Annotated in this window: 26 protein-coding genes and 1 tRNA gene; 10 read left to right on the top strand and 17 right to left on the bottom strand. The window is 68.5% G+C overall.

What is annotated here, in order from left to right; all coding sequences use genetic code 11:
• Nucleotides 1–24 precede the first annotated feature (24 nt).
• From J3P31_RS13840 to J3P31_RS13810, 7 genes are all read left to right on the top strand, one after another.
• Complete coding sequence (locus J3P31_RS13840) at nucleotides 25–384, top strand: fluoride efflux transporter FluC (RefSeq protein ID WP_210529071.1); 360 nt, start codon at nucleotides 25–27, stop codon at nucleotides 382–384.
• Entirely contained in the window at nucleotides 381–1,412 is a 1,032-nt protein-coding gene (locus J3P31_RS13835; RefSeq protein WP_210529070.1) for an RluA family pseudouridine synthase, read from the top strand. Before J3P31_RS13840 ends, J3P31_RS13835 begins: the two co-directional genes overlap by 4 nt.
• The gene (locus J3P31_RS13830) at nucleotides 1,409–2,134 is read left to right on the top strand and encodes an ATP12 family chaperone protein (protein ID WP_210529069.1); all 726 of its coding nucleotides are present in this window, start codon (nucleotides 1,409–1,411) and stop codon (nucleotides 2,132–2,134) included. The genes J3P31_RS13835 and J3P31_RS13830 overlap by 4 nt, the downstream gene beginning before the upstream one ends.
• 205 nt (nucleotides 2,135–2,339) lie before the next feature.
• Complete coding sequence (locus tag J3P31_RS13825; RefSeq protein WP_210529068.1) at nucleotides 2,340–3,356, top strand: amino acid ABC transporter substrate-binding protein; 1,017 nt, start codon at nucleotides 2,340–2,342, stop codon at nucleotides 3,354–3,356.
• A gap of 75 nt (nucleotides 3,357–3,431) precedes the next feature.
• Nucleotides 3,432–4,646, top strand: a complete 1,215-nt coding sequence (locus J3P31_RS13820; RefSeq protein ID WP_210529067.1) for an amino acid ABC transporter permease — start codon at nucleotides 3,432–3,434, stop codon at nucleotides 4,644–4,646.
• Nucleotides 4,647–4,648: 2 nt separating this feature from the next.
• The gene (locus J3P31_RS13815) at nucleotides 4,649–5,965 is read left to right on the top strand and encodes an amino acid ABC transporter permease (protein ID WP_210529066.1); all 1,317 of its coding nucleotides are present in this window, start codon (nucleotides 4,649–4,651) and stop codon (nucleotides 5,963–5,965) included.
• A gap of 11 nt (nucleotides 5,966–5,976) precedes the next feature.
• Nucleotides 5,977–6,762 (top strand): amino acid ABC transporter ATP-binding protein, encoded by a 786-nt coding sequence (locus tag J3P31_RS13810; protein WP_303645126.1) that lies wholly within the window; start codon nucleotides 5,977–5,979, stop codon nucleotides 6,760–6,762.
• Here the strand turns inward: J3P31_RS13810 and J3P31_RS13805 are convergent.
• The 10 genes from J3P31_RS13805 to rpmH form a co-directional block, all read right to left on the bottom strand.
• A complete protein-coding gene (locus J3P31_RS13805) occupies nucleotides 6,759–7,262 on the bottom strand; it encodes a SixA phosphatase family protein (protein WP_210529065.1) in 504 nt (167 codons plus the stop codon). The two genes, J3P31_RS13810 and J3P31_RS13805, sit on opposite strands and share 4 nt — an antisense overlap.
• Nucleotides 7,259–7,909: a 4Fe-4S dicluster domain-containing protein gene (locus J3P31_RS13800; RefSeq protein WP_210529064.1), complete on the bottom strand. Its 651-nt coding sequence runs from the start codon at nucleotides 7,907–7,909 to the stop codon at nucleotides 7,259–7,261. The genes J3P31_RS13805 and J3P31_RS13800 overlap by 4 nt, the downstream gene beginning before the upstream one ends.
• Nucleotides 7,906–8,784, bottom strand: coding sequence for an acetylglutamate kinase (argB, locus tag J3P31_RS13795; RefSeq protein WP_210529063.1), 879 nt, complete (start codon nucleotides 8,782–8,784; stop codon nucleotides 7,906–7,908). Before argB ends, J3P31_RS13800 begins: the two co-directional genes overlap by 4 nt.
• Before the next feature lie 25 nt (nucleotides 8,785–8,809).
• Complete coding sequence (gene yihA, locus J3P31_RS13790) at nucleotides 8,810–9,460, bottom strand: ribosome biogenesis GTP-binding protein YihA/YsxC (RefSeq protein WP_246849517.1); 651 nt, start codon at nucleotides 9,458–9,460, stop codon at nucleotides 8,810–8,812.
• Nucleotides 9,460–11,346, bottom strand: coding sequence for a membrane protein insertase YidC (gene yidC / locus J3P31_RS13785; protein WP_210529061.1), 1,887 nt, complete (start codon nucleotides 11,344–11,346; stop codon nucleotides 9,460–9,462). Before yidC ends, yihA begins: the two co-directional genes overlap by 1 nt.
• 467 nt (nucleotides 11,347–11,813) lie before the next feature.
• Nucleotides 11,814–13,325 carry a putative bifunctional diguanylate cyclase/phosphodiesterase gene (locus J3P31_RS13780; RefSeq protein WP_210529060.1) on the bottom strand — a complete coding sequence of 504 codons (1,512 nt, stop codon included), beginning with the start codon at nucleotides 13,323–13,325 and terminating at the stop codon, nucleotides 11,814–11,816.
• Between the two features lie 82 nt (nucleotides 13,326–13,407).
• Entirely contained in the window at nucleotides 13,408–14,295 is an 888-nt protein-coding gene (gene ttcA / locus J3P31_RS13775; protein WP_210529059.1) for a tRNA 2-thiocytidine(32) synthetase TtcA, read from the bottom strand.
• 32 nt (nucleotides 14,296–14,327) lie between these two features.
• Nucleotides 14,328–14,549, bottom strand: a complete 222-nt coding sequence (gene yidD / locus J3P31_RS13770; RefSeq protein WP_210529058.1) for a membrane protein insertion efficiency factor YidD — start codon at nucleotides 14,547–14,549, stop codon at nucleotides 14,328–14,330.
• Entirely contained in the window at nucleotides 14,546–14,902 is a 357-nt protein-coding gene (gene rnpA / locus J3P31_RS13765; protein ID WP_246849533.1) for a ribonuclease P protein component, read from the bottom strand. Before rnpA ends, yidD begins: the two co-directional genes overlap by 4 nt.
• Nucleotides 14,893–15,027 carry a 50S ribosomal protein L34 gene (gene rpmH, locus J3P31_RS13760; protein WP_210529056.1) on the bottom strand — a complete coding sequence of 45 codons (135 nt, stop codon included), beginning with the start codon at nucleotides 15,025–15,027 and terminating at the stop codon, nucleotides 14,893–14,895. Before rpmH ends, rnpA begins: the two co-directional genes overlap by 10 nt.
• Before the next feature lie 206 nt (nucleotides 15,028–15,233).
• On the opposite strand from rpmH, the gene J3P31_RS13755 reads away from it, so the two are divergent.
• Nucleotides 15,234–16,703: a sensor histidine kinase gene (locus J3P31_RS13755; protein ID WP_210529055.1), complete on the top strand. Its 1,470-nt coding sequence runs from the start codon at nucleotides 15,234–15,236 to the stop codon at nucleotides 16,701–16,703.
• Between the two features lie 99 nt (nucleotides 16,704–16,802).
• Nucleotides 16,803–16,879 (top strand) — tRNA-Arg (locus J3P31_RS13750).
• Between the two features lie 248 nt (nucleotides 16,880–17,127).
• Here the strand turns inward: J3P31_RS13750 and J3P31_RS13745 are convergent.
• Together J3P31_RS13745 and J3P31_RS13740 are read right to left on the bottom strand one after the other, a co-directional pair.
• Nucleotides 17,128–17,502 carry a bactofilin family protein gene (locus J3P31_RS13745; RefSeq protein ID WP_210529054.1) on the bottom strand — a complete coding sequence of 125 codons (375 nt, stop codon included), beginning with the start codon at nucleotides 17,500–17,502 and terminating at the stop codon, nucleotides 17,128–17,130.
• A 111-nt stretch (nucleotides 17,503–17,613) separates the two neighbouring features.
• A complete protein-coding gene (locus tag J3P31_RS13740) occupies nucleotides 17,614–18,423 on the bottom strand; it encodes a division plane positioning ATPase MipZ (protein WP_210529053.1) in 810 nt (269 codons plus the stop codon).
• A 315-nt stretch (nucleotides 18,424–18,738) separates the two neighbouring features.
• Here J3P31_RS13740 and J3P31_RS13735 point away from each other — a divergent pair, with 315 nt between their 5' ends.
• Nucleotides 18,739–20,097, top strand: a complete 1,359-nt coding sequence (locus J3P31_RS13735; protein WP_210529052.1) for a DEAD/DEAH box helicase — start codon at nucleotides 18,739–18,741, stop codon at nucleotides 20,095–20,097.
• A gap of 171 nt (nucleotides 20,098–20,268) precedes the next feature.
• Here J3P31_RS13735 and rpmE read toward each other — a convergent pair whose 3' ends face one another.
• From rpmE to J3P31_RS13710, 5 genes are all read right to left on the bottom strand, one after another.
• Entirely contained in the window at nucleotides 20,269–20,490 is a 222-nt protein-coding gene (gene rpmE / locus J3P31_RS13730) for a 50S ribosomal protein L31 (RefSeq protein ID WP_210529051.1), read from the bottom strand.
• The gene (rplS, locus tag J3P31_RS13725) at nucleotides 20,487–20,867 is read right to left on the bottom strand and encodes a 50S ribosomal protein L19 (protein WP_210529050.1); all 381 of its coding nucleotides are present in this window, start codon (nucleotides 20,865–20,867) and stop codon (nucleotides 20,487–20,489) included. The genes rpmE and rplS overlap by 4 nt, the downstream gene beginning before the upstream one ends.
• 51 nt (nucleotides 20,868–20,918) lie before the next feature.
• Complete coding sequence (trmD, locus tag J3P31_RS13720) at nucleotides 20,919–21,746, bottom strand: tRNA (guanosine(37)-N1)-methyltransferase TrmD (protein WP_210529049.1); 828 nt, start codon at nucleotides 21,744–21,746, stop codon at nucleotides 20,919–20,921.
• Nucleotides 21,747–21,799: 53 nt separating this feature from the next.
• Nucleotides 21,800–21,964 carry a DUF1328 family protein gene (locus tag J3P31_RS13715; RefSeq protein ID WP_210529048.1) on the bottom strand — a complete coding sequence of 55 codons (165 nt, stop codon included), beginning with the start codon at nucleotides 21,962–21,964 and terminating at the stop codon, nucleotides 21,800–21,802.
• Nucleotides 21,965–22,064: 100 nt separating this feature from the next.
• A complete protein-coding gene (locus J3P31_RS13710) occupies nucleotides 22,065–22,484 on the bottom strand; it encodes a hypothetical protein (RefSeq protein WP_210529047.1) in 420 nt (139 codons plus the stop codon).
• Nucleotides 22,485–22,555: the final 71 nt, after the last annotated feature.

Raw genomic sequence — 22,555 nt, 5'->3', positions numbered from 1 at the left:
CGTCCACGCCCCAAGAAGCCCCGCATGACCTATGCCCTTCCTTCCGTGGCCCTGGGCGGCGCGCTGGGCGCCAGCCTGCGCTACCTCCTCCTTCTGGCCTGGCCCGCACCTTGGGGGACGCTCGCGATCAATCTTGCGGGCTCGTTCCTGATCGGCCTGCTGGCCGTGCCGCTCCTGGCCTCGGGTCGCGATCCGCATCCGCTCGCCCCGCTGCTCGTCACCGGCGTCCTGGGCGGGTTCACGACCTTCTCGGCCTTCTCGCTCGACACGCTCCGGCTGATCGAGGGCGGGAGGACCGCCGCGGCGCTGGCCTATGTCGTGGGCTCTGTCGGATCTGCGCTCCTGGCCTGTGCGCTGGGGCTGTGGCTGGGGAGGCTCGCATGAGCGGCGTACAGATGCTGACCGTCGGTTCCGGCGAGGGCGACCAGAGGCTGGACCGCTGGCTCCGCAAGCGGTTCCCGCACCTGACGCAGGGTGCCATCGAGAAGATGTGCCGCAAGGGGGAGCTTCGGCTGGACGGCGGCCGGGTCACCTCGGCGTCGCGGGTGGCCGAAGGGCAGACCGTGCGGGTCCCGCCGCTGCCCGACATGGCCCAGCCCGCGCCGGCGCCTTCGCGTATCGGCCGGTCGGACGAGGCGATGATCCAGGCGGCCGTCCTCTGGAAGGACGAGCATATCATCGCGTTGAACAAGCCGCCGGGCCTGCCGTCGCAGGGCGGGTCGGGGCAGGGGGACCGGCATGTGGACGGCCTCGCCCCCGCGCTGGCCTTCGGCTACAAGGATCCCCCCAAGCTCGTTCACAGGCTCGACAAGGATACCTCCGGCATCCTGCTGCTGGCGCGGACCGACCGGGTCGCGCGGGGCCTCTCCGAGGCGCTGCGCCACCGGAACGTGCGGAAGATCTACTGGGCCGCCGTGGCCGGGGTTCCCACGCCGCGTGCGGGCACGATCAAGTTCGGGCTCGTCAAGGAGGGCGGGCGAGGGGACGAGAAGATGCGGGCCATCCACCCGCGCGAGGTGGAATCGACCCCAGGCGCGAAGCGCGCCATGACCGAGTTCATGACCGTCGAGAACGCGGGCGGGCGGCTGTCCTGGGTCGCGATGCAGCCGGTGACAGGCCGCACCCACCAGCTTCGCGCCCATATGGCCGAGATCGGGCACCCGATCCTGGGCGATGGCAAGTACGGCGGCAGCGCGCAGGAAAACCTTGGTGATGGATGGGGCGCCGGGGTTGGCGGCGACCTGTCGCGGAAACTACATCTCCATGCCCGGACCCTGATCATCGAGCATCCGATCACCAAGGCCATGCTGACCCTGACCGCACCGCTTCCCGAGCACATGAAGTCGACCTGGCGCTATCTTGGCTGGGACGAGAAGGAGGCCCCCTTGGACCCGTTCGAGGACTGGGCATGAGCGGCTGGGCTCCCAAGCGCTTCTGGACCGAGGTCGCCGTCGTTCCCGAGGGGGAGAGCTTTGCCGTGACGCTGGATGGCCGCCCGGTGCGGACTCCTGCCAAGGCGCGGCTCCTGGTTCCGACGCGCGCCTTTGCCGAGGAGGTCGCACGCGAATGGGCCGCGCAGGAGGGCGCCGTCGATCCCGCCAGCATGCCGGCTACGCGCCTTGCCAATGCGGCTATCGACAAGGTCGCGGCCCAGAGAGCCGAGGTGGTGGACATGCTCGCCGCCTATGGAGCCTCGGACCTGCTCTGCTACCGGGCCGAGCGGCCGGAGGCGCTGGTCGAGAAGCAGCGGACGGGATGGGACCCGCTCCTCGCCTGGAGCGCCGAGGCGCTGGGCGCCGACCTTTGCACCGGGAGCGGCGTCATGCCGGTGGCCCAGGCCGAAGGCGACCTGGCCCGGTTGCGCGAGCATGTGGACGACATGGACGACTTCGCGCTGGCGGCCTTCCATGACCTTGTGGCGCTCTCGGGCTCGCTGGTGCTGGCCCTTGCCGTGGTGCAGGGGCGGTTGTCGGCCGACGAAGCCTGGCGGCTCTCGCGGCTCGACGAGGACTACCAGATCGAGGAATGGGGCGAGGACGAGGAGGCCGCCGAGGCCGCCGCCCGGAGGCGTGCCGCCTTTCTGGACGCCGCGCGCTTCCATGCGCAGCTCACGCCCCGCCGCCCCCGCCTGTGACGCCACGGAACCGGGCATTTGCCGACCCGGTGACCGCATCGCTGTTCGCTTTCCGTGATAGAGTGCTTGACCGGGCCGAATGATTGCGCCGACAAATTGGGTCAGTCGGGGCACGACCCCGCCTCGCTCCGGCCTGATCGGAGGAGGCCCACAAGAGCGCGCCGGGGGCGGACGACACGGCGCACCACAACGGGAAGGAAGACCCATGAAGACATCCGTAATGCTGGGCACGCTCGCGCTGGCCGGCCTCGCTGGAGCGGTGCAGGCGGCCACGCTGGACGACGTGAAGGCGCGCGGAACGCTGAACTGCGGTGTCAACACCGGCGTCACCGGCTTTGGCGCTCCCGATGCCAACGGGAACTGGGCCGGCTTCGACGTCGACTACTGCCGCGCCCTGGCAGCGGCCGTCCTTTCGGATCCCCAGGCCGTCAACTTCGTGCCGACGACCGCGCAGACGCGCTTCACGGCCCTGGCGTCCGGCGAGATCGACATCCTCGCGCGGAATTCCACCTGGACCTTCTCGCGCGACACGGACCTCAAGTTCGATTTCATCGGCGTCAACTATTATGACGGCCAGGGCTTCCTGGCCCCCCGCGCGCTGGGCGTGACCTCGGCCAAGGAACTCGATGGCGCCACGGTCTGCATCCAGACCGGCACCACGACCGAACTGAACCTGGCCGACTTCTTCCGCACCAACAACATCACCTATGAGCCCGTCCCCGTCGCGACCGACGACGAGGCGCAGCAGCAATACCTGGCCGGCGCCTGCGACGTGTACACCACCGACGCCTCGGGCCTCGCCGCCGTGCGCTCGTCCTTCGAGAACCCGGACGATCACGTCATCCTTCCCGAGATCATCTCCAAGGAGCCGCTGGGTCCGCTCGTGCGCCATGGCGACAACCAGTGGGAGGACATCGGGCGCTGGACCCTTTATGCCCTCATCGCCGCCGAGGAGCTGGGCGTCACCTCGGCCAATGTGACCGAGATGGCGGCCGCGCCCACCGAGAACCCGGAGATCAACCGGCTGCTCGGGACCGAGGGCGACCTGGGCGCCATGACCGGGCTCGACAACCAGTGGGCTGTGCGGGCGATCCAGGCCGTCGGCAACTACGGCGAGGTCTTCGAGCGCAACATCGGCAGCGAGACCCCCATCGGTCTGGCCCGTGGCCTCAACGCCCTCTGGACGCAGGGCGGCCTGATGTACGCGATGCCCTTCCGCTGATCGGCAGGACGCCGGAGACGCGCCGATAGGCCGTCTCCGGCCCCAACGATGGTGTCCAGAAGGGAGCGGCCTGACATGTCCATCGCTGAAAATTCGCCGCCGCGCGGCTTCCGGCCGGGCCAGCTCCTGTATGACAGCCGGTACCGCAGCGTGACCATCCAGGCGATCGCGCTGGCTCTTCTCGCGGCGCTGCTGATCTACCTGATCCGCAATCTCGTCGACAACCTTCACGCGCTGGGCAAGGACATCAACTTCGGCTTTCTGGACAACAGGGCCGGATACGACATCAACCAGGCGCTGATCCCCTACAGCAACGACATGAGCCATGGGCGCGCGGCGCTTGTGGGGATGCTGAACACGTTGCTGGTGGCGAGCCTGGGCTGCGTCGCCGCCACCATATTCGGCGTTCTGGCCGGCGTGCTGCGCCTGTCCAAGAACTGGCTCGTGTCCCGGATCATGACCGTCTACGTGGAAGGCTTCCGGAACGTCCCCCTCGTGCTGTGGATCATCCTGATCTATGCGCTCCTGACCGAAGCCACCCCGCAGCCGCGCGACTTCGCGGGCGACAATCCGACCGCCTCCATGCTCTTCGGCGTGATCGCCATCACCAATCGGGGCACCTACATTCCCGCGCCGATCTGGGGCGAGGGGGGGCGGCTCCTCGTCCTCGTGTTCGTGCTCTCGCTTATCGCGATCTGGGTCTGGCGTCGCGTCGCGCGGCGCAGGCAGGCGGCCACCGGGCGGACCCTGCCGGTCGTCTGGGTGTCCCTGGCGATCCTGATCCTGCCCACGCTGATCACGTTCCTGGCGCTTGGGCGTCCCCTGACCTTCGACGTGCCCGAGGCCGCGCGCTTCAACTTCCGGGGTGGCGTGACCGTGCTCAACTCCTTCATGGCGCTGTGGCTCGCGCTCTCGCTCTACACCGGCGCCTTCATCGCCGAGATCGTCCGCGCGGGCATCCTCGCCATCTCCAAGGGACAGACCGAGGCGGCCTACGCCCTGGGCCTGCGTCCGCGCCGGACCATGAGCCTCGTGATCCTGCCCCAGGCGATGCGGGTCATCATTCCGCCGCTCATCTCGCAGTATCTCAACCTCACCAAGAACTCGTCGCTGGCGATCGCCGTCGGTTACATGGATGTCCGGGCCACCCTGGGGGGCATCACCATCAACCAGACCGGGCGGGAGCTGGAAGGGATGCTGCTCCTGGCCGGGTTCTACCTGGTGGTGAGCCTCGTCATTTCGGCGGCGATGAACCTCTACAACCGGCGCATCGCGATCAAGGAGCGCTAGGGATGTCGGACACCCACGCCCAGACCGTCGCTCAGGTGCGCGACACCATGCTGCCCCCCGCGCCGCCGCCCCGTCGCGAAACCGGGGCCATCCACTGGCTGCGCGAGAACCTGTTCTCGGGTTGGCTCAACATCGTGCTGACGATCCTGGCGATCTGGCTCGTCTGGACCGTGCTCAGCGGCTTCGTGCCCTGGGCTTGGAGAGGGATCTGGGGCGCGGGGTCCCTGACGGAGTGCCGGCAGATCCGTGACCAGCTCTATCCCGCGGGCACGTCGGTCGCCTGCTGGTCGGTCATCAGCGAACGATGGCAGCAGCTCATCTTCGGGTTTTACCCGCCCGGGGGCTATTGGAGGCCGCCGGTGGCGCTGGCCGTGTTCCTGGTCGCCGTGCTGCCGATCCTCTTCACCGATCTGCCGCGCCGCCTCCTTTGGCTGACCGTGGCGGCGCCCTTCCTGATCTTCTTCCTTCTCTGGGGCGGCACGATCTGGGGGCCGCTGACCATGGCGCTGGGCGTCGTGCTGGGCGGGGTCGTCTGGCTGACCGGGCGCCGGACGGGGAGCCCGCTCGTGACGCTGGTCGCGACGATCCTCGTCCCCCTCCTGTTCTGGATGTTCCTGGCCAAGCCGCTTGCCGCCGAGCTGGCGCAGCTCGCCCCCTGGGGGCTGCCGCGCGTGGCCTCCAAGGACTTCGGGGGCTTCACGCTGTCGGTCGTCATCGGATTGTCGGCCATCTGCCTGTCCTTGCCGCTGGGGGTCCTGCTCGCGCTGGGCCGCCGGTCGGACATGTTCTTCATCTCCAAGATCGCCATCGCCTACATCGAGCTGATCCGCGGCGTGCCGCTGATCGTCTGGCTGTTCACGGCGCAGCTGCTGCTGAACTACTTCCTCCCGCGCGGGACCAACTTCGACCTGATGCTGCGGGTCATCATCATGGCCACCCTGTTCGCCGCGGCCTACATCGCCGAGGTCGTCCGAGGAGGCCTCGCCGCGCTGCCGAAGGGCCAGTACGAGGCGGCGGATGCGCTGGGCCTCGACTACTGGCAGGCGATGCGGCTGATCGTGCTGCCGCAGGCGCTCAAGATCTCCATCCCCGGGATCGTGAACACCTTCATCGGGCTCTTCAAGGACACGACGCTGGTGGCCTTCATCGGCATGTACGATCCCATCGGCCTCGCCACGGCGATCCGGGCCAGCACCGACTGGCAGGGCATCTACTGGGAAATCTACGTCTTCATCGCCCTGGTCTTCTTCATCTTCTGCTTCGCCATGTCCCGCTATTCCATCTGGCTCGAGCGTCGGCTCGAGCGCAGCCACCGCTAGGAGCCTTCGCCATGTCCGACGCCGCCGTCCCGCTCGGGGCCGTCCCGCCGCCCGTCCCGGGCGAGGTCGCCGTGCAGATCACCGGCATGAACAAGTGGTATGGGCAGTTCCATGTCCTCCGGGACATCAATCTCACCGTCGATCGGGGCGAGCGGATCGTGATCTGCGGGCCGTCGGGTTCGGGCAAGTCGACCCTGATCCGCTGCATCAACCGGTTGGAAGAGCACCAGACCGGCCAGATCATCGTCGACGGGACCGAGCTGACCTCGAACCTTCGCAACGTGGACAAGGTGCGTTCCGAGGTCGGGATGGTGTTCCAGCACTTCAACCTCTTTCCGCACCTCACCGTGCTCGAGAACTGCACCCTGGCCCCGATCTGGGTCCGCAAGGTTCCCAAGCGCGAGGCCGAGGAAACGGCCATGGACTTCCTGCGCAAGGTCCGGATCCCGGAGCAGGCCAACAAGTACCCCGGCCAGCTTTCCGGTGGCCAGCAGCAGCGCGTGGCGATCGCCCGATCCCTGTGCATGCGCCCCAAGATCATGCTCTTCGACGAGCCGACCTCGGCGCTCGACCCCGAGATGATCAAGGAGGTGCTCGACACCATGATCGAGCTCGCGCAGGAGGGGATGACGATGCTTTGCGTGACGCACGAGATGGGCTTCGCGCAGGCCGTGGCGAACCGGGTCATCTTCATGGACCAGGGTCAGATCGTCGAGCAGAACACGCCGCGCGAGTTCTTCAACAACCCGCAGAGCGAACGGACCAAGCTGTTCCTGAGCCAGATCCTCGGGCACTAGCCGAGGTCGGCGGGCACCGCGAAGGCCATCACAGTGCCGGAGGCTTCCTCGAGCTCGGCCCAGGACCCCAGGTCAAAGCGCAGCGCGGCAACCGAGGTCGTGGGAAAGTCCACCCAACGGGAATGGGCCGGGACCTCGCGCGCCAGGAAGTCTGCGACGCCGCCGATCCCCGGATTATGGCCGATCACGGCCACATGGTCGGACGTCGCCCGGGCCAGCACCCTCAGGATCCTGTCCGGCTCGGCATGATACAGCGCGGCCACGTGCTCGACCACCGGCGGCTCGGGCCAATGAGGGAGCATGAGGTCGAGGGTCTGCCGCGTCCGCACGGCGTCCGAGCACAGCACCTGCCGTGGCGCGAGGCCCTTCTCCGCGATCCAGCGGCCCATGCGGGGGGCGTCGCGTCGTCCCCGCTTGTTCAAGGGCCGCTCGTGGTCCGGAAGCTCGGGGCTGTCCCAGTCGGATTTGGCGTGGCGCACGAGAAGAAGGTTCAAGGTCATGCCGGGTGGAATGCCTCCATGTGAAAGGCCGACTGCGCGGGCAGGCGACGCTCTGCGCCCCGGGGGCAAGCCCGCCGGACGCGACATCCTGAGGATAGGCAGCTCTGGCCTCCGGGCGAGTCCAGAACGTCGTGGCATGACGATACGTCGTAGCTGTCGCGGGAAAGGGCTGCGACGGGGCAGGCGTTCAGGCATGGACGGGCCTCGCAGTTCTCGCAAGGCTGAACCAAGCTGGCAGGGCGGGCATCCTCCTCGAGTGCGATGGCGCCCCGGTAGGAAATCCAGAGTCCCGCGGCGTCGTGCACAAGGAGGCCCACCGGCGATGGCCAAGCCCGGCCCGACCGGCGCGCCCATTCCGTGAAGGGACGCCAGGGCGGGCCCGCGAAGGGGAAGGCGGCCTTGGTGCCGAGCTTGCAGGCCAGTTGTCCGATCACCCGCCTCGACCAACGGTCGAGCGCGTCGGGCCGACCGTCCTGCCGCTCCTCGGAGGCGGAGAAGATGGTCCAGAAGCGCGGCTCGTCCGGGGACAGCAGGGCGACGGACCGGAATCGATCCGGCAAGCCGTCCCGGGGCTGAAGCGGCGCCACGCCCGAGACGAAGAGGCCGTGGGCATGGGCGGCCTCCTCAAGGGCGCCCAGCCGGCTCATCTCCGCTTGGGCCAGGTCTCGGGCTCGGGCCCGCGGATGATGGACCCCGCACCGAAGTCGGTGAAAAGCTCGATCAGCGCGGCGTTGGGCAGGCGCCCGTCCAGGATCACGACCGCCTTAACCCCGGCCTCGATGGCGGCGAGCGCGGTTTCCACCTTGGGGATCATGCCGCCCTTGACGACGCCCCTTTCGATCATCTCGCGCACGCGATCGGCGGACAGGTTGGTGACGACCTCCCCGCTCTCGTCCTTGACGCCCGCCACGTCGGTCAGCAGCAGCAGCCGGTCGGCCTGAAGCGCCCCGGCAATGGCCCCGGCGGCGGTGTCCCCGTTGACGTTGAAGGTCTCGTTCTCGGCCATGCCGGTGGCGACCGGGGCCACGACGGGGATGATGCCGGCTTCGTAAAGGTCGCGCAGCACCTGGACGTTCATCTCCACCGGACGGCCGACAAAGCCCAGCTCCGGGTCATCCGCCACGCAGACCATCAGGTCGTCGTCCTTGCCGGACAGCCCGACCGCGCGTCCGCCCGCATCGTTGATCGCCTGGACGATCCGCTTGTTGACAAGGCCCGACAGGATCATCTCCACGACCTCGACGGTGGGCTTGTCGGTCACGCGCTTGCCGCGGACGAAGTGCGACTCGATGCCCAGCTTGTCGAGCATGGCGTTGATCATCGGTCCGCCGCCATGGACCACGACCGGATGGATGCCCACCATCCGCAGCAGCACCATGTCGCGAGCGAACTGGGCCATGGCCTCGTCGTCGCCCATGGCGTTGCCGCCGAACTTCACGACCACCACGGCATCGGCATACTTCTGCAGGTAGGGGAGGGCCTCGCTCAGCGTGCGGGCAGTGGCGATCCAGTCGCGCTTCATGAGGCTCCTTCCTGTGCCTGGGGCGTCAGCCGATGCCGGCGATGATGGCCCGGAGGGTCGCGATGCCGTCGCCGGTCTCGGACGAGGTCATCACCAGCTCCGGATAGGCGGCGGGGTGCTTTTGCAGCGCGCCGCGCACCTGTTCAAGCACCTTGGCGCGGTCGCGTGGGCCGATCTTGTCGGCCTTGGTCAACACGGCCTGGAAGGTCACTGCCGACTTGTCGAGGAGGGTCAGGATCTCTTCGTCGACGGCCTTTACGCCGTGGCGCGCATCGATCAGCACGAAGGCCCGCCGCAGGGTCTGGCGCCCTTGAAGATAGGACTTGAGCAGGGCCTGCCACTTGGCCACCACCGCGACCGGCGCCTCGGCATAGCCATAGCCGGGCAGGTCCACGAGGTAATGGCTCTCGCCCAGGGTGAAGTAATTCACCTCCTGGGTGCGGCCCGGCGTGTTCGAGGCCCGCGCGAGCGCCTTGCGTCCCGTCAGGGCATTGATCAGCGACGACTTTCCCACGTTGGACCGGCCGGCAAAGCAGACCTCGGCCCGGTCGGCGGGAGGCAGGCCCTGCATGGCCACCACGCCCTTGAGGAAGTCGACCTGCCCCGCGAACAAGAGCCGCCCTGCTTCCAGGGCGGCTTCGTCCGGGATCTCGGCCTCCGGGAAGGGGAGGGCCATCACTTGCCCTTGCGCGGCGCGTCGGGGGTGGGCTTGGGCGTCCGGCGAAGCATCTCGCGGATGTTGCCGAACACGTCGGGCTTGGCCCCGTGGCTCCGCATGATCAGGTATTGCTGGGTGAAGGTGATGGTGTTGTTCGCGATCCAGTAAAGCACCAGGCCCGAGGCGAACCCACCCAGCGTGAACATGAAGATCCAGGGCATCCAGGCGAAGATCATCTTCTGCGTCGGATCCGGGGGGGCGGGGTTCAGCCGCTGCTGGAGCCACATCGAGATGCCGAGCAGGATCGGCAGCACCCCGAGCGATACGGCGTGAAGCACCGACCCGGCCCCGGGCGCGGCATAGGGCAGCAGACCGAACAGGTTGAGGATCGAGGACGGGTCCGGCGCCGACAGGTCGCGGATCCAGCCGAAGAAGGGCGCATGCCGCAACTCGATGGTGACGAAGATCACCTTGTAGAGCGAGAAGAAGATCGGGATCTGGATCAGCACCGGCAGGCAGCCGGACGCCGGGTTCACCTTGTTGTCCCGATAGAGCTTCATCATGCCCTGCTGGAGCGCCATGCGGTCCTCGCCGGTCCGCTCCTTGAGCTTCTCGATCTCGGGCTGCAGCTCGCGCATCCGGGCCATCGAGCTGTAGGACTTCCAGGCCAGCGGCAGCACCAGCGCCTTGATCACCAGCGTGAGCCCGATGATCGCCACGCCCATGTTGCCCACAAGCTCGTGCAGGTGGTGCAGGAGCCAGAACATCGGCTTGGTCAGGAAGAAGAACCAGCCCCAGTCGATGGAGTCGATGAAGCGGCTCACCCCGGCGTTCTGGTAGGCGCGGATGGTCTCCCATTCCTTCGCCCCGGCGAACACGCGGTTCTCCACGGTCACCTGCTGGCCGGGGGCCACGGTCTGGGGGTTCTCCTGGGCCAGCGTCTGGAACACCTCGCCGCCGGGCAGATAGCGCGCGACGGACCGGAAGGGCGCGCCCTGGTCGGGGATGAGCGTCGTCATCCAGTACTTGTCGGTGAAACCGACCCAGCCGTTCTCGGTGACATCGATCGACTCCTGGCGGGAGCCGTCCGGCGCCGCCTCGAGGTCGGGGATGTCCTTGTACTTGATCTCCTGAAGCTCGCCGTCCGACATCCGGACCACGCCTTCGTGGAGGATGTACATGGCCCGCGACTCCTCGCGTCCATCGCGGGCGATGAAGGCGTAGGGCGACAGGGTGGCAGCCGATGCGCCGCTGTTGGCGACCGTGTCCTGCACCGTGAACATGAACTTCTCGTCCACGCTGATGACGCGGGTGAACAAGAGGCCGGCGCCATTGTCCCAGGTCAGGGTCACGGGCGAGTCCGGGCTCAGGGTTGCCACGATCGCGGAGGCTGGCGCCGCATCCTCGGTGGACTGAGCGCCTTCTCCTGCGGGGGGCGGCGCGCCTTCGGCCAGCGTCCAGACAGTGTCCGGCCCCGGCACGGCGTCGGCGGCGACGCCCGTGTCGGCCTTCCAGCCGTTGACGACGTAGTAGGGATAGGGCGACCCCTCGGGGGTCAACAGCTTGACCAGGTCGGGGCTGTCGAGCGTGACGCGGTAGCCTTTCAACGAAAGATCGTCGAGCCGCGCGCCCTTCAGGGACAGGGAGCCCGTCACGGATGGCGTGTCGATGGCGACCCGGGCTGCGGCGTCGGCCGGCGCAACCTCTTCCAGGGCGTCGGCCGCAACGGCTCCGGCCTCGTTGGCGTCGGGCGCGGCCACGGCCTCCGGAACCGTTTGCGAGGTCACGGTCGCCGGATCGGGCGAGGGGGCCTGCTCCTTTGGCGGGAATATCAGGAACCATGCCAGGATGACGACAAAGCTCAGCGCCGTCGCCAGGAGGAGGTTCTTGTTCTGGTCGTCCATGGGAGTGGTCCCCGCCGCAAAACGTTTGGGCGCTTCAAGACCCGAGTGGGCGAAAGGTCAAGCGCTTTTCCCTGCGAAGGAAGGCCGCAGTCAGCCCGTGAACAATCCTGGCGGAGGCTGTCCGGCAACACCTTCGCGTGACCCTGGGGCCGAAGCGCCCTTGGCGCGGGCGGCAAGCGCGGCCCGGAGCGTCCGTGGCTCCACCGAGCGAACGGCTAGGCCAGGGCCCGGGAACCGTTCGTGCGGCTCCGACTGCCCGTTCGGTCGCTGGCTGCCGGTCTGATGTGCCATCGGACTTTCGGGCTGCGGGTCGGCCTTCGTGTTCTCCAGATGTCGCCTTGGGCCGACATGCCCCATTCGGTCCTGTCCCCCGTTCCGGTTCCCGCAGGGGGCGCAGCCGTCCGTCTTGACCTTGGGGTCTCGCCGCCCGGATCTGCTCCTGCATTCCCTCGGGGCGGCATCCCGCCTCAGACCGCCCTGAGTTGCCGCGGCGGGCCCGCTTCGTTCCTGTCATCCCACGCTCTGATCCATGCGGAGGTGTTGGCGAAGGGCATGGGCCGGGCGATGCCGAATCCTTGGACATGGCCGCACCCCAACTGCGCCAGCATGGACTGCTCTCCCCGGGTCTCGACCCCTTCGGCCACCGTGTCGAGGCCCAGCCGGTCGGCCATGGTCAGGATCGCGGCCACCATCCCCTGCTGTTCCGGATCCTCATCGATGCGGGTGACGAAGCTGCGGTCGATCTTGATCCGCTCGATGGAGAACCGGCGGATGGTCGTGATCGAGGCATGGCCCGTTCCGAAATCATCGAGGTCGAGGCAGCAGCCGATCTTGGCCAGACCCGCCAGGTTGCGGATCAGCATGTCATCCGAATGGGCGGCAACCACTGTTTCCAGCACTTCGATGACCAAGCGATCCGCTGAAAGATCGAACCGGTCCAGTTCCCAGCTGATGCGGTCGACGAGCCGGGGATCCCGAAGCTCCGTGGACGAGAGGTTCACGCCAACATGGGGCACGCGGACCCCTGCCGAGTCCCAATCGTGGAGGGCGCGCAGCGCGCTTTGAAGCATCACTTCGCCCAGCCGGCCCATGAGCCCGGCCTCTTCGACGGCGGGCAGGAACTCCATCGGTGGAATCAGCCCGCGGGACGGGTGCTGCCAGCGGGCGAGCGTTTCGAAGCCGCTGAGATCGCCCGTCCGGGCGCAGACCTGAGGTTGGAAGAAGGGCCGGATCTCCCCTCGGTCCAGGGCTCCGGCGACCTCTCGGACGAGGTCGTCACGCGATCCGATTCGGGCCCTCATGGCATCCGAGTAGCTTCGGATGGCCCCCGGACCGCTGCGCTGAGCCTCAAGCAGGGCGATCGTGGCCGCCTGGAGCATCGACTCGCCGGTCGGCGCCTTGGTCCTGTCCTGCAACGCGAGGCCGACCGAGATCGTCGGGTGAAGGTTCCTGCCGCCAAGGGCGATGGGCTCGGACAGGGTCCGCTGAACATGTCCTGCCAGGCGCAGCGCCTGGCCCAGGTCTCCGGCCGTTGCCAGCGCCACCGCGAAGGTGGCACCCTCCAGCCGCGCGAAGGTGTCGGCCTCCAGAGCGGCCACCAGCCTGTCGGCGGTGATCCGGAGGATTCGCTCGACGTCCCGGCGGTCGTGCTGTGTCTCGATCTGGCGGAAATGCTCGATCTCAAGGACCATGGTCGCGGTGCCGAGGCCGGTGCGCCTCGCCTCGTGAAGATTCGCCTCAAGCGCATCGACGAGATCGGTCCGAAGGCCCAGCCCGGTGATCCCGTCCTGTCGCTCATGGGCCTCGGGGTCCGCCAGGGGCGCGAGAACCAGCCCCACGCAGATCACTGCGCCTGCCGACAGGAGAGGCCAGCCACCCCCAAAGGCTCCGGCCGTCAGGGCCGCCAGGGCCATGGCGCAAGGATATGGCTGCGCGCGCAGGTGATGCGCGCCTTTGACCAGTCGGCTGACGATCGGCATTCACGCCTCCTGCGTTCCTGGCAGTCCGGCGATTCCGTGCCGCCCTGGCGCACACGCTTAGGCAGAGAGTCTGAGAATACAGTTAACGAAGGGTAGGAATCCCGTCGCGATCGCCGTCCGGCTTGCCCTTGCGCTCGGGGTTCCGGGCCAGGCTTAGGAAGTCGAACAGATCAGGATCGAGCAGGTGCGAGGGGCGGACCGTGGTCAGCGCCCGGAACATCTTCTGCCGCCGCCCCGGAGAGCGGCGTTCCCAATCGTCCAGGAGCGCCTTGACCTGCACGCGCTGAAGGCCCTCCTGGCTGCCGCAAAGGTCGCAGGGAATGATCGGATAGTTCATCGCCCGGGCGAAGCGGTCGCAATCCGCCTCGGCCACATGGGCCAGGGGGCGCAGCACGAAAAGGTCGCCCTCCTCGTTGAGGAGCTTGGGCGGCATCGTGGCGAGCCGCCCGCCGTGGAACAGGTTGAGGAAGAAGGTCTCGAGGATGTCGTCGCGGTGGTGCCCCAGCACGACGGCCGAGCAGCCCTCCTCCCGCGCGATGCGATACAGGTTTCCCCTCCGCAGGCGCGAGCACAGGGAGCAGTAGGTCTTGCCCTCGGGGATCTTGGAGGTCACGACCGAATAGGTGTCCTGATACTCGATCCGATGCGGCACGTTCATGCGGGCCAGAAATTCGGGCAGGACCGTCGCCGGAAAGCCGGGCTGCCCCTGATCGAGGTTGCAGGCCAGCAGGTCCACCGGCAGGAGGCCACGCCATTGCAGCTCGTGCAGGATCGCGAGCAGCGTGTAGCTGTCCTTGCCGCCGGACAGGCAGACGAGCCAGCGCGTGCCGGGCTCGATCATGCCGTAGCTGTCGATGGCCTCGCGCACGTCCTGCACGAGCCGCTTGCGGAGCTTGCGGAATTCCGTGCTCTTGGGGGCACCCGCAAAGAGCGGATGGATGTCGTCGGGGGCATCGATGTCGTCGAGCATGGCGCGTCTCCGGAGGCGGTCCGCGAATACCTTCAGTCGGGCACGTCGTCCACGCCGAACCCGCCCCAGGGATGGCAGCGCCCGATCCGCCGAAGCGCGAGCCAGCCGCCCTTGACTGCCCCATGCCGCTCCAGCGCCTGCAAGGCATAGGCCGAGCAGGTGGGGGTATAGCGGCAGCCGTGGCCGACCCACGGCGAAAGCACAAGGCGATAGGCCCGCACCGGCACGGCCAGCACTCGGGCCGCCGGGGTCATGGCGCGCGATGCACGCGGGCGAGCGCGCGCGACAGGTCCGACAGGAGCTGCGCGAAGGGCAGGGCGGCGGTCACCTGGGGGCGGCCGATCAGGACATAATCCCATCCGGCCCGACCTTCGCTGGTCAGGATGGAGCGCGCCACCTCGCGCAGCCGGCGCTTGGCACGGTTGCGGGCGACGGCGTTGCCGACCTTCTTGGAGCAGGTGAAGCCGACCCTGACGCCCTCGGCCTCGCCCTCGGCCCGCGGGCGGGCCTGGAGCGTGAAGCCAGGGGTCGAGGCACGCAGGGCACTGGAAGCGCGCATGAAATCGGCGCGCTTGGTCAGGACCTGCGGGTGCAGGCTCAGGCGCAGAGGACCTTGCGGCCGCGGGCGCGGCGGGCGTTCAGGACCTTGCGGCCGCCCTTGGTGGCCATGCGGGCACGGAAACCATGACGGGCCTTGCGCACGCGGTTCGAGGGTTGGAAGGTGCGTTTCATGTCGCGAACTCCTAAGGCGCGACCGGGCCCTCACGGCCCGCGCGCATCATCCGAAGCCCGTCCCATAGAGTCAGGGGCGTCCCCTGTCAACGCGCCGCAGGGCGTTCATGGGACCTCGGACGTTATTCGGCCGTTTACCTCGCGCGGCATACACAAATCCGCGAGCGTGCTCTAGGTAAGGCGCGAAGATCGATGAGGCCCGGGCCATGCTGAACTCGCTCTCGGGGCGGTTCCTGATCCTGACGGCGGCCTTCGTCATGCTGGCGGAGGTCCTGATCTTCGTGCCGTCCGTCGCCCGGTCGCGGGTGAACTACCTCGAACTGCGGCTCGAAGCGGCGCAGATCGCCTCGCTGGCCCTTCTGGCCGCCGATTCCCTGGACGAATCGCTCGAGCAGGAGCTGCTGGACAACGCCGGCGTCTACAACGTCGTCCTGCGCCGGGACGAGATGCGGCAGCTGGCGCTCAGCTCTCCGATCCCCGAGCCGATCTATGCGACCTACGACCTGCGCGACGCGTCGGCCATGACGCTGATCCGCGACGCCCTGGCTACCCTGGCCGATTCGGAGGACCGCATCATCCGGGTGATCGGCAGTCCCGTGCAGAAGGGGGGCATCCTGATCGAGGTCACACTGGACCAGGCGCCCCTCCGCCGCGCGATGATCGAAGACGGGGTGCGCGTGCTGACGCTGTCGGCGGTGATCACGATCCTCACCGCCGCGCTGCTGTTCTTTGCGGTGCGCGTGCTGCTGCTACGTCCGATCGACCGGGTCGTGGGGCATATGCGCGCCTACGCCGCCGCGCCCGAGGATGCGCGCCGGATCATCGCGCCCACCGCCTCGGTGACCGAGCTGCGGGAAGCCGAGGAGGCCTTGCGGAGCATGCAGACGCAGCTGACCGGGGCGCTTCGGCAGCGGGCGCGACTGGCGCAGCTGGGCAGCGCCGTGGCCAAGATCAGCCACGACCTTCGCAACATCCTGGCGTCCGCCCAGCTCTTCGTGGACCGCCTCGAGGAGACCGAGGACCCGCTGGTGCGGCGGATGGCTCCCAAGATCGTGGCCTCCCTGTCGCGGGCGATCAGCCTTTGCGAATCGACGCTCGCCTTCGGCCGCGTCGAGGAGCCGCCGCCCCGCCTGACCCGCGTGCCCCTGGCGGCCATCGTGGCCGAGGTGGTGGATGGGGAAAGGCTCGCGGCGGGCGAAGCCGACATCTCCTTCAGCGAGAACATTCCCGCCGGAATGACCGTGCGCGCCGACGGGGAGCAGTTGTATCGCGTGATCCTCAACCTCGTGCGGAACGCCCGGCAGGCGATCGCGGCCAGCGGCAAGCCGGGCGAGATCGGACTCTCGGCCGAGGAGGATGACGAGGCCTGGTGGATCTTCGTGACCGACACGGGTCCGGGCCTCCCGCCCCGTGCGCGCGAGCATCTGTTCCAGGCGTTCCAGGGCGGCGCCACCAAGGGCGGGACGGGCCTGGGCCTCGCCATCGCGAACGAGATCATCCAGGGCCATGGGGGTCAGCTTCAGCTGCGTCGTAGCGATCCGAGCGGCACGCAGTTCGCGATCCGGCTGCCCAAGGAAGACGTCCATCTGGCCCCGCCCAACCCGGCCGTGGCTCTCCCTGAAGAAGGGAGCGAGGAGGAGCCGCTCCATCGCGGAAGCTCCGAAGCAGCCGAGTGACGGCCCACGCAGGTGGACCTTGCGGCAACCAGCGATCCGGATGCCGAATGGCTCTTGCCAACCCCCGCTGGCACGGTTACATCCGCCCCACTCTGCCGCGCGCTGGTAGCTCAGTTGGATAGAGTACTTGACTACGAATCAAGGGGTCGGGGGTTCGAATCCTCCCCAGCGCGCCAGAAACTCCCAAGTCCTCCCTAGTCTATGAGTTGCAGCGTTCACGGCAGGGCTGCGGCAATGACGCTGCCTGCAAGCTGAACGTCCCAAGGCAGCAGGGGAAGCGGGTGTGTCCGGCTGTGACTAGGGTCTGCTCCGACGGCCCTCGTTCAAGCGGGAACTTGGGTGCGGTCGCGGATCGGCAATCCGAACGACAGCCTGAAGGTCGCCGGAGCGGGCAGGGGCTGGGGTTGGCCGTGGAAGGGCTGAATCAGCTGCCTGTCTGAGCGCGTTCGCAGGTTGCCGTGATCTCGGACCCGCTATCGATGCTCAGCGTCTCGTAGCGGATGGTCCCCGACAGACGCGCCGTGGCATGAACCCGCACCGCCCCGCCCGAGATATGGCCCGTGAAGGTGCCCTTCACGCCGACGGCCGCGGCCTGCACCTCTCCGTTGACGGTGCCACGCTCCTCGATCACGACCGAATCGGCGATCACCCGCCCCTCGACCTCGCCCTGAATCTCAAGAAGGCCCGGAGCGGTGATGTCGCCGACGATCCGGGTGCCGGCGATCAGGTGCGACCGCCCACCCTGCGCGCCATAGGGCGCGGGACCGGGATTGACGGCGGCGCCGCTGCTGATGGCCATGATTCATTCTCCCTTCGGGCGACGGGGCACCCCTTGCGCGCATGAAGCCCGACTGGGGCTGGCCTGGCAAGGTCCCCGCGTGCGCGCGCCCGAAGAGCCGGCCCACCTGCGTCAGAACCGCACCTCCACCCCTGGCAGGCCCAGCGCGCGGACAAGCTCGCGCAGCTCCTGCCGGGCCGCCACGTTGGACATGCTGAGGCTGTTGACGCCGATGTCCCTGAGGTCCAGCAGGGTGAGGCCGCGGGGGAACAGCTCCCGGAAGACCACGCGTTCGCTGAACCCGGGCCCGACCCGGAAGCCGATCCGCTTGGCGAGCCGGGCCAGCGCCGCCTCCATCCGCTGCTTGTTCAGCATGGCCTGGCTGCCCAGCCGGTTCCGCAGCACGATCCAGTCGATGGGGGCCAGGCCGGCCTGGGCGCGAAGCTGCCGCGCGCTCCAGACCATCTCGGCATAGACCGAGGGGCCGAGGATCTTCTCTCCGTCGGTGTCGATCCGGGCCAGCAGGTCGAAGTCCACGAAGCTGTCGTTGAGCGGCGTCACCAGCGTGTCGGCCAGGCTGTGGGCGACCTGGGCGAAGCGGGTATGCGATCCGGGGCAGTCGATGACGATGAAGTCCGAGTCCGGCTCGAGGGCGGCAACGGCGGCGGACAGCCGCAGGTCCGACGCGTTCTCCCCCGGGGGCACCGCATCCTCGTCGATGTCGGGGAGCAGCATGTCGCGCGGGGTCGGAAGGTCGAGGCCCTCCTTCCCGAGAAAGCGGAGCCGGTTCTCGATGTAGCGGCCCAGCGAGCGCTGGCGCAGGTCGAGGTCGATCGTCCCCACCCGGTGTCCCATCCGCGCCAGCGCCAAGGCGACGTGCATGGCAACGGTGGACTTGCCCGCCCCGCCCTTTTCGTTGCCCACGACGATGATATGCGCCACCTGCGGACCCCCTCGTTCTCCGGGGCGGTATAATCGCGCAGGGGGTCAAGGAAAAGCCGAAGGGTCCTTGACTTCACGGGCTTCACCGCTCACATCCCAACGACCGCCGTCCCTGCCGCGTGAGCAGAGCGCAAGACCTGCGCAAGGTCGGCGGGATCAAGGTTCCCACCTTCACGCAGGGGAAGCCGCGCCGTGACGGCCCCAGGGCAATGCCGCCCAAGGGTCAGCGCATCGGCTGCCACCCCTCGCTGCCCGGCGCCACTGGCCCGGGACGGGGACCTATTCGGGCCCATACCGGCCCTGCACAGGATACGCATGCAATTCGACACGCTGGGGCTTTCGCCCCGCCTCATCAACGCCCTGAACGAACAGGGCATCACCGATCCGACCCCCATCCAGACCCAAGCCATCCCGCACGCGATGGCGGGACGGGACGTGATGGGCCTGGCCCAGACGGGGTCCGGCAAGACGGCGGCGTTCGGGCTTCCCATGCTCGACGCGCTCATGAAGAACGGTCGCAAGGCCGAGCCCAAGACCCCCCGCGCCCTCATCCTCGCCCCGACCCGCGAGCTGGCGCGGCAGATCCATGACACGCTCTACGCCTTCGCGCAGGGCTCCCATCTCAAGATGGCCCTGATCACCGGCGGCGTGGGCTTCACCCCGCAGATCGAGCGGATGGCCCGCGGGGTCGCGATCCTCGTGGCGACGCCGGGCCGGCTCGTGGACCTTCTGGACCGCCGGGCCGTGGACCTGTCCAAGACCGAGTTCCTGGTGCTCGACGAAGCCGACCAGATGCTCGACCTCGGGTTCATCCACTCGCTTCGCCGTATCGCGACGCTGCTGCCCAAGGCGCGGCAGACGATGCTCTTCTCCGCCACCATGCCCAAGCAGATGGAGGAGATCGCCAGCGCCTTCCTGACCGATCCGGTCCGCGTGCAGGTGAACCCGCCCGGGCAGGCCGTGGCCAAGATCGACCAGTGGCTGCACTATGTCGCCAAGGCCGCCAAGACCGACCTGCTGATCGAGCTTCTCGACAAGCACCGGGACGAGCTGGCCATCGTGTTCGGACGTACCAAGCACGGCTCCGACAAGCTGGCCCGCCAGCTTGAGGCGGCGGGCTTCGCCGTCGCGGCCATCCACGGCAACAAGAGCCAGGGCCAGCGCGATCGCGCCATCGCCGCCTTCCGCGAAGGCGAGGTGCGCGTGCTGGTGGCGACGGACGTGGCGGCGCGGGGCATCGACATCCCGGGCATCCGGCACGTCTACAACTACGAGCTGCCCAACGTGCCCGAAAATTACGTCCACCGCATCGGCCGGACGGCGCGGGCCGGGGCGGACGGCACTGCGGTCGCCTTCTGCGCCCCCGACGAGATGGGCGAACTGCGCGACATCGAGAAGGCGATGAAGGCCCGCATCCCGGTCGCCTCCGGCGCGCCCTGGCAGGTGAGCCCCGACCAGGCGACCACGCGCCCTGGCGGCCGGCCCGCCGGCAAGCCGAGGCAGGGTCAGCCGGGGCAGGGGCGCCAAGGGCAGGGGCCGGGACGCCAGGCCTCGAACCCGCTGCGTCGTGCGGCCCAGCCCGCGTCGGCCCCCGCCGGCGCGTCCGCGGGTGCCCAGAAGCCGCGCCGCCCGGCCAGCCCCCGTCGCGGTGGCGGCAAGCCTCGCGCGGCATAAAGCCACGCTCCACGGGTTCCATGAACGGCCGCGCCTCGCAGGGGGCGCGGCCGTTTCGTTTCCAGGGCCGCTCCGCGACGCGGCAGGGATGCGCGGGGGTCGCCCAACGAGAAACGCCGCGCCCCGGGCATCGGGACGCGGCGTCGATGTCGTGCCGTGATGGCCGAAGGCTTAGAAGCCGAGGCCGGCGTACTTGTTCTTGAACTTGGAGACGCGGCCGCCGGTGTCCATGAGGCGCGTGCCGCCGCCCGTCCAGGCGGGGTGCGAGAGCGGGTCGATCTCGAGGTTCATCGTGTCGCCTTCCTTGCCCCAGGTGGTCTTCATCTGGACCACGGTGCCGTCGGTCATGCGCACGTCGATGAGGTGGTATTCGGGATGGATGCCGGACTTCACTTGGTGTCCTCCTTCGCCTTGTAGTTGGTGACCTCGGCGATGCGGGCGGACTTACCGCGGCGGTCGCGGAGGTAGTAGAGCTTGGCGCGACGGACCTTGCCACGGCGGACCACGGTGATCGAGTCGATGTTGGTGGAGTAAAGGGGGAACACCCGCTCCACGCCTTCGCCGAAGGAGATCTTGCGGACGGTGAACGAGCCCGCGATGCCCGAGCCGTGCTTGCGGCTGATGCAGACGCCTTCGTACATCTGCACGCGGGTACGGGTGCCTTCGGTCACCTTGTAGCCCACGCGAACGGTGTCGCCGGGCTTGAAGTCGGGAATGGCTTTCCCGAGGGAGGCGATCTGTTCGGCCTCCAGCTGCGCGATCAGGTCCATGGGACCCTCCTATGGTTGCCCAGGGTGTATCCCCGGAGGTCTCTCGCGTCCTCAGAGCTCTCGGTCTTCTTCCGGGCGCCCCAGCCGTGCCAGGTGGTCCCGCCAGAGATCAGGTCGCCGTTCCTTGGTCAGCCTTTCGGCCTCGGCCTGCCGCCAGGCGGTGATCTTCGCGTGATGCCCGGACAGAAGAACCTCCGGTATCGCGCGACCCTCCCAGACGGCCGGCTTCGTGTACTGCGGGTATTCCAGAAGGCCGGAAGAAAAGGATTCCTCCTCGGCCGAATGCTGATTCCCGAGCACGCGCGGCATAAGCCGAACCGTCGCGTCGATCAAGGCCTGCGCCGCGATCTCGCCCCCTGTCATGACGAAATCCCCGAGCGACACCTCGTTGAGCTGGAACTGCTCGATCAGCCGCTCGTCGACGCCTTCGAACCGGCCGCAGAAGAGGATCACGCCGTCGCGGTGGGCCAGGTCGCGGACCATCGCCTGATCCATGCGCCGCCCCCGGGGGGACAGGAGGATGCGCGGCACGTCGCCCCGGGCGCGCGAGACGGCCTCGGACAGAGCGCGGGCGCCCACGTCGGCGCGCAGCACCATCCCGGCGCCCCCCCCGGCCGGCGTGTCGTCCACGTTGCGGTGGCGGCCCTCCCCGTACTCCCGCAGGTCGAGGGTCCGCAGCGCCCAGAGGCCCTCCTGCAGGGCGCGTCCCGTCAGGCTCTCGCCCAGGACGCCGGGAAAGGCCTGCGGCAGGAGGGTGATGACCTGGGCGGTCCAGACCCCGGCCAGGTCCTCCTCGGCCATGAGGTCGCGGGGAACAAGGGACGGGCGGATCGACTTGCGGCCAAGCGCGCGGAAGGGGCGGGAGGGATCATGGCTCATGCCCGCGCTTCTAGGCGCAGGCGGTCCCCAAGGCCAGCCACCGCGAGGTCGTCCTAGCTGACGATGGCGACGAGGCCGAAGAGCACCAGCAGGAACAGCACGAGCACGATGATGGCGAGCCACTTGGCCCCCGTCAGCGCCGCGCCCTGGACCCGGTGCATGCCCAGGAGTCCGGCGATCGCGGCGACGACGAGGAGGATGAAGATCCACTTGATCATGAGTTTGCCTTCCGTTCCGGAGCCCCCATGGCTCCGGGCGAAGGCAAACGCGCCAGCGAGCCGTGCGGTTCACGGTCCGGGGCGCGCGCGCCCTGTCGGGTCAGTGGACCCTGTCCTCGTCCACGTCCCGGTGACCGGCTTCGTCGTCGCCCTTTTCCGGGGCGGCGGTCGCGGGCTGACGGCGGCGCCCCAGTTCGCGGCGAAGGCTGTCGAAGACCTCGCCCACCACCTGGCCCACGGCATTGGCGACCCCGCTCACGGCGTCGCCGGCGTCGGAGGCGGCCTTGGCCCCCGCCTGCTCCGCCGACTTCGCGGTTTCGACCGGATGATCGAAGATGGTCCGGAACACCGACCCCTTGGGGGCGGCGCGCGACAGCAGCGCCGAGCCGACCGCCAGCAGCGCGCCGCCGGCGATCTCGCGGGCCCGCGGGTCGGCGAGGACGCGGTCGCCGAACTTGCGCAGCTTCTTAGGGATCTTCACGTTCCCGATCCGCTTCGGGATGTATTTCCTGCGGGCCATGGCCAGCCTCTCGAGCCGTTGCGTATCGAAGGATAACACGACGGGCGGCCCGGGCGTTCCGGATCGGCCGC

It is taken from the genome of Rubellimicrobium arenae, from assembly GCF_017916275.1.
GTDB classification, from domain to species: domain Bacteria; phylum Pseudomonadota; class Alphaproteobacteria; order Rhodobacterales; family Rhodobacteraceae; genus Rubellimicrobium; species Rubellimicrobium arenae.
Note: the sequence above shows the minus strand (reverse complement) of the source record. Positions and strands in the feature narration are given on the sequence as shown.